The sequence below is a fragment of the Pseudomonas sp. EggHat1 genome (assembly GCF_014892995.1).
Classification (GTDB): Bacteria; Pseudomonadota; Gammaproteobacteria; order Pseudomonadales; family Pseudomonadaceae; genus Aquipseudomonas; species Aquipseudomonas chaetocerotis.
The window spans coordinates 256096-270936 of the sequence record NZ_JACKQK010000007.1 but is presented as its reverse complement, the minus strand read 5'-3'; the positions used below and the strand labels follow the sequence as shown (position 1 = coordinate 270936).

The window sequence follows — 14841 nt, the reverse complement described above, 5'->3', positions numbered from 1 at the left end:
GGAGAGGGCGCTCTTCTTGTGCCCTCCTCCCAAGTTCGGTTACCGAGAAGCAGTGGTGCTGAAACAAGCACCCTCTCCCGCCCTTCGGGCACCCTCTCCCGCAAGCGGGAGAGGGTCATCAGATGGCCTGCTACGCAGACCGTTTTTTAGCCAAGCCTCAGCTTGCTCGCACCAACCAGCCAGCTGTACACCACATAAAGCACCAGGGTCGCCGCCAGCAGCAGGCCGCCAAGGGCCGTGGCCATGCCCCAGTTGATGGTGGTGTTGGTGTAGAAGGCGACGAAGTAGCTGATCATCTGGTCGTTCGGGCTGCCCAGCAGCGCCGGGGTGATGTAGTAGCCAATCGACAGGATGAACACCAGCAGGCAACCGGCGCCGACACCGGCCAGGGTCTGCGGGAAGTACACCCGCCAGAAACTGGCGAACGGGTGGCAACCGAGCGACACCGCCGCACGCATGTAGCTGGGCGAGATGCCCTTCATCACGCTGTAGATCGGCAGGATCATGAACGGCAGCATGATGTGAACCATGGCCACGTACACGCCGCTACGGTTGAACACCAGTTGCAGCGGTTGCTCGATGATGCCCAGCGATATCAGCGCGCTGTTGATCAGCCCACCCGACTGCAGCAACACGATCCAGGCCGCCACCCGCACCAGAATCGAGGTCCAGAACGGTAGCAGTACCAGAATCATCAGCAGGTTGCCCTGGCGGGTCGGCAGGTTGGCCAACAGGTAGGCCAACGGATAGGCCAGCACCAGGCAGATGGCGGTGATCACCAGGCTCATCCAGAAGGTGCGGGCGAAGATGTCCAGATAGATGGCCTGATCCGGTGTGGCCTTGGCCAGTTCGCCAAGGTCGTCGATGCGGTGATCGAGCGCGGCCAGCAAATAGTAGGGCGTCACCGACGAAGCATTGCGGCGTATCACCTGCCAGTAGGCGGGATCGCCCCAGCGCTCGTCCATGTCGAGAAAGGCTTCCTGGTAGGACGCTGGTTCCTCGCGCAGCGGCAACTTGCGAGCGGTACTGCTGACCAGGCTACGGAAGCCCGCCAGCTCCATGTTCAGGCGCTTGGACAGATCGCCCAGGCTCTGGTTGCGCCGCGCCTCGAGCATATCGTCGGCAATCGCCCGGTATACCGATTCATCTGGCAGACCACGGCCATCCCATCCGGCAATCGCCTCGACGGTACGCGACAGGCTGCCGACCACCTCAGGGTTGTCCACGCTGCGCATCAGCAGCGCGCCGATGGGCAGCAGGAAGGTCAGCAGGAGAAACAGCAACAGCGGCAGGATCAGCGCCTTGGATTTCAGGCGATTGAAACGCTCGGCACGAGCCAGACGCTGCTTCAGGCTCGGCCCAGGCAAATCGTTGGCAGGCAGTACGGCGGCCATGGACAACTCCGCAAGCTAAGGCCGCACCAGGCGGCAGAAATTCGGGGATACGACACACATCATTTGGGCAGCTCCGCCCCTCATCCGGCGCTATGCGCCACCTTCTCCCGCAGGAGAAGGGGACGAGGAAGGCGTCGCTGCGCGACACCTTGCTTAACGGGCAGCCCAGGCGTTGAAACGCTGCTCCAGCTGCTCGCCGTAGTCAGCCCAGAAGGTCACGTCGATGGCCACCTGGTTGGCGATGTTTTCCGGGGTAGTCGGCATCAGGCTCAGACGCTCTGGCGCCAGCAGCTCAATGGCCTGCTTGTTGGCCGGACCGTAGGCGATGTTTTCCGAGTAAGTCTTCTGCGCTTCGGGCTTGACCGAATAGGCGATGAATTCCTTGGCCAGCTCCACGTTCTTGGCGCCACGCGGGATGGCCCAGGAGTCGAAGTCATAGATGCCACCGCTCCACACCACTTGCAGGTTGCTCTCGGCTTGCACGGCCGCGATACGACCGTTGTAGGCCGAGCTCATCACCACGTCGCCGGAGGCCAGGTACTGCGGCGGCTGGGCACCGGCTTCCCACCACTGGATATTGGGTTTCAGTTCGTCGAGCTTCTTGAACGCTCGATCCTGGCCTTCCTTGGTGGCCAGCACCTTGTACACGTCCTTGACCGGCACACCGTCGGCCATCAGGGCGAACTCCAGGGTGTACTTGGCGCCCTTGCGCAGGCCACGCTTGCCCGGGAATTTCGCCACATCCCAGAAGTCGGCCCAACTGGTCGGTGCAGCGCTCAATTTGTCGGCGTTGTAGGCCAGCACCGTGGACCAGACGAAGAAGCCGACGCCGCACGGTTGGATGGCGCCGTCGATGAAGTTGGCCTCATCGCCGAACTGTGCCGGGTCGAGCTCCTCGAACAGACCTTCGTCGCAACCGCGGGCAAGCTCCGGCGACTCCACCTCCACCAGGTCCCAGCTCACGCTGCGGGTGTCGACCATGGCTTTGACCTTGGCCATCTCACCGTTGTATTCGCCGCCCAGCACCTTGTTGCCAGTGTCCTTCTCGAAGGGTTCGTAGAACGCCTTGACCTGCGCCGCCTTGTTCGCGCCGCCGAAGGAAACCGCCGTCAGATCCACCGCCAGTGCCGGCATGGCGCAGCTAACGCCCAGGGCCAACGCCGCGAGCTTCAGGGATTTCGTCATTCTTATCAGCTCCTCTGTGTTTCGGGGTAAAGGTGAAGCACTGCGCGAAAGGCTCACTCGGCTTGGAGTGGATCCAGCGCGCGGACATGCTCGACAGACCAGCCGAGCGGAACCAGGTCACCAACCGTCAGGGCCGGATCGAGCTCGGCCACAGGTTGTTTGACGTAGAAATCGGATTGGCCGCAGACCTCCATGCGAATACGCACGTGGTCACCCAGGTAGATGAACTCGGCGATACGCCCGGAGAAACGATTCGGGCAGGTTTCGCTGTGGCCATTCAAACGGATGCGCTCGGGGCGGATCGACAGGCTCACGGCATCGCCCACTGCGCCGACATTGACTGCCGTGGCGCGCACCTCTTCACCACGCGCCAAGCGCACAACGCACTGCTCGCCATCGCGGCTGATCAGCTCGCCAGCCAGGCGGTTGTTCTCACCGATGAACTGGGCGACGAAGGTGTTGTGCGGCGCTTCGTAGAGTTCGCGCGGCGCGGCGATCTGCTGGATCTCGCCCTGGTGAAACACAGCTACACGATCAGACATGGTCAGCGCTTCGCCCTGGTCGTGGGTCACGTAGACCACGGTCACGCCCAGACGCTGGTGCAGGTGCTTGATCTCCATCTGCATGTGTTCGCGCAGTTGCTTGTCCAGCGCACCGAGGGGTTCGTCCATCAGCACCAGTTGCGGCTCGAACACCAACGCACGGGCCAGCGCCACGCGCTGCTGCTGGCCACCGGAGAGCTGGCCCGGATAGCGGTTGCGGAAGCTGTCGAGCTGTACCATCGACAGCGCGCGCTTGACCCGCTCGCTGATGTCGGTGCGCGACATGCCACGCACGCTCAGCGGGAAGGCCAGGTTCTCGGCCACGGTCATGTGCGGAAACAGCGCGTAGTTCTGGAACACCATGCCGATGTCACGCTTGTGCGGCGGCAGTTTGTTCAGGGAGCGCCCATCGAGGAGGATCTCGCCAGCGGTCGGCGTCTCGAAACCGGCCAGCATCATCAGGCTGGTGGTCTTGCCGGAGCCGGACGGGCCGAGCAGGGTCAGGAACTCACCCTTGCGGATATCCAGGTTGAGGTCTTTGACGATCAGCGTTTCGCCGTCATAGCTCTTCTGTACGCCACGGAAGCTCACCAGTACATCGTTTGCCATCACACCACACCCTTGTTCTTGTCTCAGGCCGATGACCCAAGATTAGGTCGGCGAGAAAGGGTGAAAAATCGGGCGGGATGACAAGCTGATATCAGGCGCGAGGAGAATCTGCTGTAGGAATCGCCCTACAAAATCCGAGTGCCTGCCTAGGCTTTCGAGCACCCGACGAAGCGTGGGAGCGGCTTCAGCCGCGAAGCTCCGGTGGGCGATTCATCGCGGCTGAAGCCGCTCCTACGAAAGCGCCCGATCAGACCAGGCGGTGCTCCATGGCGTAGCGCACCAGGTCGGCCATCGAATTAGCGCCGAGCTTTTGCATCAGGCGCGCCTTGTGCGTGCTAACGGTCTTGTTGCTTATCGCCAGGTGCAGGGCGATATCGTTGACGCCCTCTCCCCGAACCAGACGCTCGAACACCGAAAACTCACGCTCGGACAGTTGCGCATGAGGTGGACGCGAATCGGTCAGTCCGACCTCGAAGACCATGCGGTCGGCCAGCGCCGGATCGATATAACGCCCACCGCCGGCCACCTTGCGAATCGCGGTGATCAACAGCGCCGGGTCGCTGTCCTTGGTGGCGTAGCCGGCAGCCCCGGCCTTGAGCGCACGCGCCGCCATCTGCGCCTCGTCGTGCATCGACAGCACCAGAATCGCCGGAGCATCGGTCAGCGCGCGAATACGTGGGATGGCCTCCAGACCATTGACGCCGGGCATGGAGATATCCAGCAGCACCACATCGCAAGAGGTGCGGCGCAACACCTCGATCAGTTGCTCGCCGTTGCAGGCTTCGCCGGCCACCTCGAGATCACGCGCCATACCGATCAGTTGCTTGATGCCTTCCCGCACAATGGTGTGGTCTTCGGCCACCAGTACCCTAATCACGCTGCGATCTCCTCTTCCAGATTGATACGCGCACACAGCGTAGTGCCCTCGCCCGGCTGGCTGTCAATCTGCAACTGTCCGCCGAGCATGAGCATGCGTTCCTGCATGCCGACCAGGCCGAAGGATTGCCCCGGCTTGCGCAGCGCCGGATCGAAGCCCTTGCCATCGTCGACGACCGACAGACACAAGGCGCCCCTTTCCTGCCACAGGCGCACCTCGACGCTGTGCGCACCGGCATGTCGCATCACGTTGGTCAGTGCCTCCTGGAGAATGCGGAACATACCTATGGCCTGGGCATCCGGCAGATGCGGCAGGTGCTCCGGCACTTCGACCAGGCAAGGAATCTGCGTGCGCTCCTCGAAACGCCGTACCTGCCATTCGATGGCAGAGGCAATGCCGGCATCGAGAATCGGCGGGCGCAGCGCCGTGGCCACATCACGCACCAGCTGGAACAACTGAGCGATCAGGCGTTTCATGCTGTTGAGGCGCTCGTCCAGCTCGGGAATCTGTCCGGCGCAAACCAGCTCGCACATCGCCGTTTCCAGCTTGAGTACGGTCAGCACCTGCCCCAGTTCGTCGTGCACTTCGCGGGCGATCCGTGCCTTTTCCTCCTCGCGCACACTTTCCAGGTGCGCCGACAGTTCGCGCAGACGCGCCCGCGAATCGGCCAGTGCCAGCTCGGCCAGCTTGTTCTCGGTGATATCCCAGAGAATCCCGTCCCAGACCACACGCCCATTACCCAGCGGGCGCGCGGTGGTGCGGATATCGGCCCACAGCACCTCCTGATCGGCGGTGAGGATGCGCCCCTGCCAGTACCAGTCGCTCTCGCCTTCCAGCGCCAGCGTCTGGCTGTTCAGATAGCTGTTCAGATCCTGCGGATGCACCAGGCTGCGGATACCGCGCTCCTCGCGCTGCAACTCGTGCGCCGGCCAGCCGACCATGTCCTGACTGGCCTCGCTGATGTAGGCGAAGTTGACCACCGCTCCCGGCCCGGCGCGCTCCAGGCGGAACACCAGGCCGGGCACGTTGCCGGCGATACCCTTGAAGCGTGCCTCGCTCTCCTCCAGCGCCGCACGCGCCCGACGGCGTTCGGTGACGTCGCTGAGAAACACCACCAGATACTCGGCCTGGCGATAACGCAGGAAACTCAGGGAAACATCGGCCGGCATGCGGCTGCCGTCGGCGCGCAGGCAGTCGACCTCGAAGCCGGGGGAACCCTCTTCCTGCTCACGCACGCGCTTCCACAGGTTGAGCCAACGATCCATGTGCAGGCCGGGCTCCAACTGACTCAATGGTTTGTCCACCAGCTCGCCGGCGGCGTAGCCAAGCATGCGTTCGGCGGCGCGGTTGGCGTAGCGCAGGTGACTGTCCCAGTTGACCCAGAGAATGCCCACCGTGCTGTGGTCGATGGAAAACTGGCTCAGACGCAATGCCTCGGCCGCCTGCTGGTGACGATCCAGCTCGCCACGGGCACCCAGCAGCCCTCGCTCCAGCAAACGCGTCTGCTGCCTTTGCCGATAGAGCGCAGTTGCAACCAGCATCAACACCAGGCCGAAAARTAGCGCGAGCGTCTTCCAGAAACCGACGAAATCAGTGGACTGCGGATAGCGCAAAGGCATCCAGGTTTCCCGTAACGCCTCCAATTCGCGAGCTGGCAGTGCCTTCAGGGTCTGATCGACGATGCCGGGCAACAGCGCCTGATCGCGGCGCGTGGCCAGACGCAGGAGCTGCGGCAGACCTATGTCGCCCACGATGCTCAAGCTGGAGAAGCGTGACTCGCGTAGCAGCAGGCTGAGGCTCGCTTCATCCAGCACCGCGTAGCTGACCTCCTGATTCAGAACCAAGAGCAACGCCGAACGCTCTGAAGTCGTCGCGCGCAGACGCAGGTTGGTATGAGTGCGTTCCAGGTATTCGGCAGCCTGACTCGGCGTACGCAACGCGACCCTCTGCTCCAGCGGCAGTTGGTCGAGATCCACCGCGCCATTGCCGCTACGCTCGCCAACCACCAGATGCGGTACGCGCAGGTAAGGCATGGAGTAATGCCAGATGCGCAGGCCGGCCGGTGTCTGCTGCAGGCCTGGGGCCAGGTCCACCTCGCCGACGCTTGCGGCACGTTCCAGGGCCCCCAGGTTCGGATACAAGCGCCAGTCGGGGGTGACACCCATGCCTTCGAGCAGACGCTGCATCAGTTCGACATTGGCGCCCGTCAACTGTCGGTTCTGGTCACGCACGACCCAGGGCGCCTGCTGGACAAGGCCCACGCGCAGCACCGGATGCTCCTTGAGCCAGGCGCGCTGCTCGGCATCGAAAGCGGGGCGCAATGGCATGCGCGTGCTCTCGGCCCAGGCGGTGGGAATGGCCAGCATCAGCAGGAGGGCGAGGGAACGGAGAAGGGATTTCATGCACGGCGAATCCGGTGACGCGATCCCCTACCTTACTCCAGTCTTGCGCTAATCGCCTGACAAAAGCGGAGCTCGGCATTAGGCTCTGTAGCAGTCCCCAAGGAGCTTCATCGATGCGCCTGAACTCACTCGCACTGCTCGGTTTCTGCCTGTTCTGCACTGCCACGAGCTGGGCGCAGGAGCCGACCGAGGACACACAGAACGCGACGCCCGGCGAGGCCGAAACATCGACTCCCAGCGAACGCCCACTGCTGCCCGAACGCAGCGTCAGCGACGCACAGGTGCTTGAGCAACGTCTGGACAAGCGTGAGCAGCAGATGCTGCAGGCCGGCGCAGAAAGCTTCCTCGCCCTCTGGCTTCCGGCCAACGTCGGCGAACCCAGTGGCGCGGTGATCCTGGTGCCCGGCGACGTGGAAAATGCCGATGGCGCCGCGGCTGTCGGTCCGTTGCGGCGCAAGCTGCCCGACGCCGGCTGGCACAGCCTGAGCCTGACGCTGCCGGACCCGGACGGTGACCCGCTGCCACTGCGTGATGCCAGCGCCGACACTCCAGCGGTGCCCGCTGATCCTGCAAGTACCGAGGCGGCTTCCGCTGCCGATGACCCTGTACAAACGCCGGCGGCAGACGGTGCTCAACCCACGGACAGCAGCGCGATCAGCCCGGAGCAGCGGCGTCAGGCCCACGTCGATCGCGTGATGGCGCGCATCGATGCCGCCATCGCCTTCGCCAGCCAGCAGCAAGCCAGGGAAATCGTCCTGCTCGGCCACGGCAGCGGCGCTTACTGGGCCGCGCGTTACCTGAGCGAACGCCAGCCGGACAACGTGCAGAATCTGCTGATGGTGGCAGCCGAACTACCTGCCGGCTTCGCGCCGCCACTGGATGAAATGGTCGCACAGCTGGCCGTGGCCACCGGCGACTTCTTCTACAAGGATCAAGCCACCGACCGCACGGCTGCCTTGAAGCGCCTGCAGGCCAGCAAGCGAGCGAAGCTACCCACGTACGTACAGGTGTCGATGAAGGCGCTGCCAGGCAACCTGGATGTTCAGCAAGAACAGCTCTACCGCCGTCTACGCGGCTGGCTGACGCAGCACATACGCGCCGCAGGCAGCTAGCAGGCGGCTGAAAACTACCGGCTAGCGAATCCCCCGGCGCTGGCGGATCAGCGCGTAGGCCTGATGCAATTGGCGCGTGGTGTCGGTGGCTTCACGGATACGCTCGGGCGAGGCGCCGGAGCCGGCCAGTTTGTCCGGGTGATGCCGGCTGAGCAGCCGCCGGTAGGCGCGCTTGATCTGCTCCGGCTCGCTGCCTTCATTCACACCCAATAACCGCAGCGCTTCCTGGTAACTGCCGCCAGCCGGTGCCGGCTGCTGACTGCGACGCGGCGCGTATTCCTCACCCAGGCTATCGAGCCGGGCACTGTCCCAGCCGAGCCATTTGCCCCAGAGCAGAATCAGTTCATGCTCGCTGGCCGACACCCGCCCATCGACCCAGGCCATGCGCCAGCAGGCTCGCAGCAACGCATCGGCGCGCTCACGCTGACGCTGCAGCGGCGCACGCAGGTTGTCACGCCCGGTCTTGCCACGGGAGAAAGCCTCGATGGCGCGACGCTGAGCCGCCGGGTCCAACCCCAGCCGCTGCATTTCCGAGCGCGCCTGCTGGATATGGCTCTGCACCACCCGGCCGTCGCTCTTGGCCAGACGCCCCAGCATCAGAAACAGCAAATCGTCATCCGTCGGTGCCGCACGACCGCCCAAACGTTCACGCAGATTGTCCCAGCCATGCAGGCGCAGACGACGATCCAGCACCTGCCCGAGCAGACCGCCCAGCAGAGCACCTGGGATACTGGCCAGGGCGAGGCCGGCGGCAGCCCCGAGCATGGTGGCCGGCCACAACACCTAGCGCGCCTCCTGCAACAAACGCTCGACTTCGGCCAGGCGCTCGTGCGTACCGACGTCGACCCAGCAGCCGCCATAATGCTCGCCACTGACCTGCCCGGCCGCCATCGCCTCACGCAGCAGCGGCGCCAGCTTGAAGGCACCGGGCTGAGAAGCGCCGAACAGACGCGGGTGCAGCACGGCAAGACCGCTGTAGGTCAACCGCTCGCCTGTCGCCTCACCGTCACGAACCTGCCCCGCCGCCAGCACGAAATCGCCCTGCGGGTGATGCGCCGGGTTATCCACCAGCACCAGATGCGCCAGACCGGCGAGCGGCTCACGCAGTGCGGCGAAGGCGTAGTCGGTGAAGATATCGCCATTGACCACCAGAAATGGCTCGGCACCCAACAGCGGCAGTGCCTTGAAGATGCCGCCACCCGTTTCCAGCGGCTCACCTTCGGGGGAATAGACGATACGCACGCCGAAGCGCGAGCCATCGCCGAGGTAATCCTCAATCTGCTGGCCGAGCCAGGCATGATTGATCACCAGTTCGGTGAAACCAGCGGCCGCCAGCGCACGGATGTGATACTCGATCAACGGCACGCCCGCCGCCTTCACCAGCGGTTTTGGCGTATGCAGCGTCAAAGGACGCATGCGCTCACCCTTGCCCGCGGCGAGAATCATCGCCTTCATGCACGTGCCCCTTCATCTTTCGCCAGGCTGGCGAACAGCTCACCCAACTCGGCGAGCTCCGGCCGACGCGCCAGCACAGCCTCTATATAAGAGAAGAAACGCGGCACATCGCCGAGGTATTTGGGCTTGCCATCGCGGTGGCAGATGCGCGCGAAGATGCCGATGACCTTGAGGTGACGCTGCACACCCATCAGGTCGCTGGCGCGCAGAAAGTCGTTGAACGATGCCTGCACCGGAATGCCCGCTGCCTTGGCACGCTGCCAGTAATCCTGCAGCCAGCTTTGCACGCGCACCTCGGGCCAACTGAGAAACGCATCCTTGAACAGACACGTGATGTCATAGGTGACCGGGCCGTTGACGGCATCCTGGAAATCCAGAACGCCAGGGTTGGGCGAGCTCTGCATCAGGTTGCGCGGCATGAAGTCGCGGTGCACCACCACCTTGGGCTGAGCCAGGGCGCTGTCGATCAACAGGCGGCTGATGCGTTGCCACGCAGCCTCCTGCTCAGGTGTGAAGGCATGCCCCAGATGGCGTTGTACGTACCACTCGGGAAACAGCTGCAGCTCACGACGTAGCAACGCCTCGTCGTAATGCGGCAAATGGCTGTCGAGCGGTAAACGCTGCTGCTGCAGCAAGGCCTCGATGGCATCGTCGAACAGCGCGTCGGCATTGTGTTCGTTTATCACGTCCAGGTAGGTCTGGCGGCCCAGGTCATCGAGAATCAGGAAGCCCTGCTCGAGATCGGCAGCCAACACCTGAGGCACATGCACACCGGCGCTGGCCAGCAATGCAGCAATACGCACGAAGGGTTCGCAGTTTTCCTGAGGTGGCGGCGCATCCATCAAGATCAGGCTGCGCTCACCGGCCTGCCAACGAAAATAGCGGCGAAAGCTGGCATCGCTGCTGGCGGGAGTGAGTTCGGCCTCAGGCACCGCTCCCCATTCACGTGCCGCGAAGAGGGAGGGCAATTGCTCGACGAGCCAGGTTTGCAGCTGTTGCAGACGTACATCGTGTTCAGACATCAAGGGGTCTCCGACGGCGCTAGCCGTTGCGCGGGTCATGCTTTATTATCCAGCATCTTTTTCAGCCCATCGAGAGGCGTGCGGCCCCTGGGCCGATAGCGCGCAGGAAGCCCGGACTAACAAGATGGCAGTAAAATACCCCGCGTTCCGCAAAAAATTCCCGCTGCTGGTCACCGGCAGCCTCCTGGCCTTACAGCCCGCGTTCAGCCTACAGTCCTTTGCCGCCGAGCAATACGATTGCCAGGCGTCGCCCACGGGCGGCTGGGCCTGCGCGCCGAAATCGGCGGCCAGCGCCCTGCCTCCGCGCCCGGTGCACAGCCGTGATGCTGTCAGCGTAGGTGGCGCCACCAGCGAGGCCGTAGCCAAGCAGGATGCTGCCCCGGTGCTGGTCACCGAAAGCAAGGGCCGTGCCCTCGCCTCGCGCAGTCCTGATTACAGTCACCTGGACTGGGTCCCGCGCGACAAGTTGACTGCCGCGCAACTGGCCGAGGCCGGTCCTTATTGCGCAGGCACCTACGTCGAGCCGCTGCGTCCGGGCATGGATGACACCACGCCGCTGGACGAAGCGCCGATGTTCATTTCCGCCAAGGCCTCGCGCTTCGAGCAGGAAAAGCAGATCGCCACGCTCGCAGGCGACGTCGTCCTGCGTCAGTCCGGCATGCAGGTCGAGGCCGACGAAGCCAGCCTGCACCAGACGGAAAACCGTGGTGAACTGGTCGGCAACGTGCGTCTGCGCGACAAGGGTACGCTGGTGGTCGGCGACCGCGCCGAACTGCAGCTGGATAACGGCGAAGCCCGTATCGACAACGCCGAATACGTGATGCATCAGGCCCACGTGCGCGGCAGCGCGCTCTACGCCAAGCGCGAAGAGACCGCGATCATCCGCCTCAAGGATGGCACCTACACCCGTTGCGAACCGGGCGACAATGCCTGGCACCTGAAAGGCAACAACGTCACCCTGAACCCGGCGACCGGCTTCGGCACCGCGACCAACGTCACACTGCGGGTCAAGGACATTCCGGTGTTCTACACCCCGTACATCTATTTCCCGATCGACGACCGTCGCCAGTCCGGCTTCCTGCCACCCAGCATCGGCACGTCGAGCAGCAACGGCTTCTCGTTGCAAACGCCGTACTACTTCAACCTGGCGCCGAACTACGACGCCACGCTGTACCCGACCTACATGGCCCAACGCGGCCTGCTGATGGAAGGTGAGTTCCGTTACCTGACCGAGAGCAGCGAAGGCCAGGTCGGCGGCGCATGGCTGAACGACAGCGAAGACGAGCGCAAACTGCAATCCGAGTACGAAGACCAGCGCTGGATGTACAGCTGGCAGCACAAGCAGGGGCTCAACTCGCGCCTGCTCGCCGAGGTCGACTACACCAATATCAGCGACCCCTACTACTTCCAGGATCTCGATACCGACCTGGGCATCGACAAGCAAACCTACGTCGACCAGCGCGGCACCCTGACCTATCGCGGTGGCAGCTATACCGCACGCCTGAACGTGCATGCATACGAACTGGCCAACATCACCGATGTGACGCCTTATGATCGTCTGCCGCAGATCACCCTGGACGGCAAGCTGCCGTTCAATCCGGGTGGCCTGGACTTCACCTACGGCACCGAATACGTACGCTTCGATCGCAACCTGCGCTCTGGCTTCTTCACCGACAAGGACGGCGTAACCGGTCGCCCGCAAGATCGCTGGTATGACGAACGTCTGACCGGTCTTAACCGCGCAGACGGTGAACGTCTGCACCTGGAGCCAGGTGTTGCCCTGCCGCTGAACTGGAGCTGGGGCTTCGTCAAGCCTCAGGTCAAATACATGCAGACGCAGTACCAGGTAAACCTGGATGGCAAGGGTAAATCTGAGCTGGCGACAAACGATCCAAACAATCAGTGGTTCGGCGTCGATTACAAGCGCTCACCAAACCGCGGCGTGGGCCTGTTCAGCGTCGACAGCGGTCTGTATTTCGACCGCAACACCCAGCTGTTCGGCAAGGACTTCCGCCAGACCCTGGAGCCGCGTGCGTTCTACCTCTACGTGCCTGAAGAAGACCAGACCGATATCCCGGTCTTCGACACCGGCGAGCCGACCTTCAGCTACGCCTCGCTGTGGCGTGAGAACCGTTTCAGCGGCAAGGATCGCATCGGTGACGAGAACAAGCTGTCGCTGGGCGTGACCAGCCGCTGGGTCGAGTCGAACGGCTTCGAGCGTCAGCGTTTCAGCATCGGCCAAGCCTTCTACTTCGAAGACCGCAAGGTGCAGATGCCGGGGATCGACTATCGCGGCCGCCAGGATGCCACCTCGGATGTATCTCCGTACGCACTGGAGTACCTGTATCGATTCAACCGCGACTGGCGCTTCTCCTCGACCTTCAACTGGGATCCGGACCAGCACAGCACCCGCTCGGGTAGCGCAATGTTCCATTATCAGCCGGAAGCCAATCCGAACAAGATCGTCAACTTCGGCTATCGCTACCGCAACGACACCCTGCGCTACGACCGTGACAGTGGCACCTGGACCACTAACCCGGACTACGGCAATCCAACGCTGGGCAACGGACAGCCGAACCCCAACTACATCAAGAACTACTACAAGATCGACCAGCATGACTTCTCCGTCATCTGGCCGCTGGCTCCACAGTGGAGCCTGATCTCGCGCTGGCAGTACGACTACGGCCGCAACCGTACCCTCGAAGCCTTCGGTGGTTTCGAATACGACAGCTGCTGCTGGAAACTGCGCCTGATCAACCGCTACTGGATCGATTACGACGAAGTCAGCCTCGACCCATCGCGCAACGACGAGCCGGACCGCGGCATCTTCCTGCAGATCGTCCTCAAGGGCCTCGGCGGCGTTGTTGGCAACAAGGTGGAATCTTTCCTCGACCAAGGCATTCAAGGTTACCGTGAACGTGAAGACCAAGCTTTCTGATCGCCTGCGCCCCCTGTTATTGGGCGCAGCACTGCTGGCGGCAACGGCTCAGGCCCAGGTTCGCCCACTGGATCGCGTCGTGGCCATCGTCGACAACGACGTGGTCATGCAGAGCCAACTCGACGCTCGCCTGCGTGAAGTGCAACAGACCATCGACAAGCGCGGTGGCGCTCTGCCTCCCGATAACGTACTCAGCCAGCAGGTGCTCGAACGCCTGATCATCGAGAACATCCAGCTGCAGATCGGTGATCGCTCCGGCATCCGTATCACCGACGAAGAGCTGAACCAGGCCATGGGTACCATCGCCCAGCGTAACGGCATGAGCCTGGAGCAGTTCCGCGAAGCGCTGGCACGTGACGGCCTGTCCTATAACGACGCCCGTGACCAGGTTCGTCGCGAGATGATCATCAGCCGTGTGCGCCAGCGCCGCGTGGCCGAACGCATCCAGGTCACCGATCAGGAAGTGCAGAACTTTCTCGCCTCTGACCTGGGCAAGATGCAGCTGTCTGAAGAGTTCCGTCTGGCCAATATCCTGATCCCGGTTTCCGAGGGTGCGTCCTCCAGCGAAATCCAGGCTGCCGACCGTCAGGCGCAGGAGCTGTATCAGCAACTGCAGCAAGGCGCGGACTTCGCCCAACTGGCCGTCTCTCGCTCTGCCAGCGAGAACGCCCTGGAGGGCGGTGAAATGGGCTGGCGCAAGGCCGGCCAGTTGCCGCCTCCGTTCGACAGCATGATCAGCCAGCTGAACCCGGGCCAAGTCACCGAGCCGGTGCGAACCCCGGGCGGTTTCATCATCCTCAAGCTGATCGAGAAACGCGGCGGCGACACCCAGGTACGTGACGAAGTGCATGTTCGCCACATCCTGATCAAGCCCAGCGAGATTCGCAGCGAGACAGAAGCCCTTCGCCTGGTCGAGCGCCTGCATGACCGCATCGTCGCTGGCGAGGACTTCACCGAACTGGCGAAGAGTTTCTCAGAAGATCCGGGCTCCGCGCTCAATGGGGGCGACCTGAACTGGATTGACCCCAACGCGCTGGTTCCCGAATTCCGCGAGGTGATGAACGATACCCCCAGCGGCGAATTGTCCAAACCCTTCAGAAGCCCGTACGGCTGGCACGTACTGCAGGTCATGGGCCGCCGCGCCACCGACAGCAGCGCGCAGTTCCGCGAACAGCAGGCCGCAAACCTGCTGCGCAATCGCAAGTACGACGAGGAACTGCAGGCCTGGTTGCGCCAGATCCGCGACGAAGCCTACGTCGAGACCAAGCTGTAATAGCGGTATCGCCCCAAAAGCCCGGCCAAGTG

Annotated in this window: 11 protein-coding genes; 3 read left to right on the top strand and 8 right to left on the bottom strand. The window is 63.2% G+C overall.

Features of this window, described 5'->3' with window-relative positions:
- Positions 1 to 146: 146 nt before the first annotated feature.
- From INS93_RS13825 to INS93_RS13805, 5 genes are all read right to left on the bottom strand, one after another.
- On the bottom strand, positions 147 to 1394 hold the full coding sequence (locus INS93_RS13825) for an ABC transporter permease (protein WP_192982897.1): 1248 nt from the start codon (positions 1392 to 1394) through the stop codon (positions 147 to 149).
- A gap of 153 nt (positions 1395 to 1547) precedes the next feature.
- Positions 1548 to 2579 (bottom strand): ABC transporter substrate-binding protein, encoded by a 1032-nt coding sequence (locus INS93_RS13820; RefSeq protein WP_192982895.1) that lies wholly within the window; start codon positions 2577 to 2579, stop codon positions 1548 to 1550.
- A gap of 53 nt (positions 2580 to 2632) precedes the next feature.
- A complete protein-coding gene (locus tag INS93_RS13815) occupies positions 2633 to 3730 on the bottom strand; it encodes an ABC transporter ATP-binding protein (RefSeq protein WP_160019918.1) in 1098 nt (365 codons plus the stop codon).
- 247 nt (positions 3731 to 3977) lie between these two features.
- The gene (locus INS93_RS13810) at positions 3978 to 4607 is read right to left on the bottom strand and encodes a response regulator (RefSeq protein ID WP_192982892.1); all 630 of its coding nucleotides are present in this window, start codon (positions 4605 to 4607) and stop codon (positions 3978 to 3980) included.
- Positions 4604 to 7009, bottom strand: a complete 2406-nt coding sequence (locus INS93_RS13805) for a PAS domain-containing sensor histidine kinase (protein WP_192982890.1) — start codon at positions 7007 to 7009, stop codon at positions 4604 to 4606. Before INS93_RS13805 ends, INS93_RS13810 begins: the two co-directional genes overlap by 4 nt.
- Before the next feature lie 113 nt (positions 7010 to 7122).
- On the opposite strand from INS93_RS13805, the gene INS93_RS13800 reads away from it, so the two are divergent.
- Positions 7123 to 8121, top strand: coding sequence for an alpha/beta hydrolase family protein (locus tag INS93_RS13800; protein WP_192982887.1), 999 nt, complete (start codon positions 7123 to 7125; stop codon positions 8119 to 8121).
- A 21-nt stretch (positions 8122 to 8142) separates the two neighbouring features.
- Here the strand turns inward: INS93_RS13800 and INS93_RS13795 are convergent, their stop codons facing one another.
- The 3 genes from INS93_RS13795 to INS93_RS13785 are packed head-to-tail and all read right to left on the bottom strand — an operon-like array spanning position 8143 to position 10598.
- Positions 8143 to 8904: a TerB family tellurite resistance protein gene (locus INS93_RS13795; RefSeq protein WP_192982885.1), complete on the bottom strand. Its 762-nt coding sequence runs from the start codon at positions 8902 to 8904 to the stop codon at positions 8143 to 8145.
- Positions 8905 to 9576, bottom strand: a complete 672-nt coding sequence (gene murU / locus INS93_RS13790) for an N-acetylmuramate alpha-1-phosphate uridylyltransferase MurU (protein WP_192982882.1) — start codon at positions 9574 to 9576, stop codon at positions 8905 to 8907.
- On the bottom strand, positions 9573 to 10598 hold the full coding sequence (locus INS93_RS13785) for an aminoglycoside phosphotransferase family protein (RefSeq protein WP_192982880.1): 1026 nt from the start codon (positions 10596 to 10598) through the stop codon (positions 9573 to 9575). Before INS93_RS13785 ends, murU begins: the two co-directional genes overlap by 4 nt.
- A gap of 124 nt (positions 10599 to 10722) precedes the next feature.
- Here INS93_RS13785 and INS93_RS13780 point away from each other — a divergent pair, with 124 nt between their 5' ends.
- Both INS93_RS13780 and INS93_RS13775 read left to right on the top strand, forming a co-directional pair.
- Positions 10723 to 13536: an LPS-assembly protein LptD gene (locus tag INS93_RS13780; RefSeq protein ID WP_192982877.1), complete on the top strand. Its 2814-nt coding sequence runs from the start codon at positions 10723 to 10725 to the stop codon at positions 13534 to 13536.
- On the top strand, positions 13517 to 14809 hold the full coding sequence (locus tag INS93_RS13775) for a peptidylprolyl isomerase (protein WP_192982875.1): 1293 nt from the start codon (positions 13517 to 13519) through the stop codon (positions 14807 to 14809). The genes INS93_RS13780 and INS93_RS13775 overlap by 20 nt, the downstream gene beginning before the upstream one ends.
- The last annotated feature ends 32 nt before the right edge of the window (positions 14810 to 14841 follow it).

What these genes read in the sequence shown, in the direction of transcription:
- INS93_RS13825 (WP_192982897.1), bottom strand. Translation starts at nt 1,394, where the DNA reads ATGGCCGCCGTACTGCCTGCCAACGATTTGCCTGGGCCGAGCCTGAAG.
- INS93_RS13820 (WP_192982895.1), bottom strand. Translation starts at nt 2,579, where the DNA reads ATGACGAAATCCCTGAAGCTCGCGGCGTTGGCCCTGGGCGTTAGCTGC.
- INS93_RS13815 (WP_160019918.1), bottom strand. Translation starts at nt 3,730, where the DNA reads ATGGCAAACGATGTACTGGTGAGCTTCCGTGGCGTACAGAAGAGCTAT.
- INS93_RS13800 (WP_192982887.1), top strand. Translation starts at nt 7,123, where the DNA reads ATGCGCCTGAACTCACTCGCACTGCTCGGTTTCTGCCTGTTCTGCACT.
- murU (WP_192982882.1), bottom strand. Translation starts at nt 9,576, where the DNA reads ATGAAGGCGATGATTCTCGCCGCGGGCAAGGGTGAGCGCATGCGTCCT.
- INS93_RS13785 (WP_192982880.1), bottom strand. Translation starts at nt 10,598, where the DNA reads ATGTCTGAACACGATGTACGTCTGCAACAGCTGCAAACCTGGCTCGTC.
- INS93_RS13780 (WP_192982877.1), top strand. Translation starts at nt 10,723, where the DNA reads ATGGCAGTAAAATACCCCGCGTTCCGCAAAAAATTCCCGCTGCTGGTC.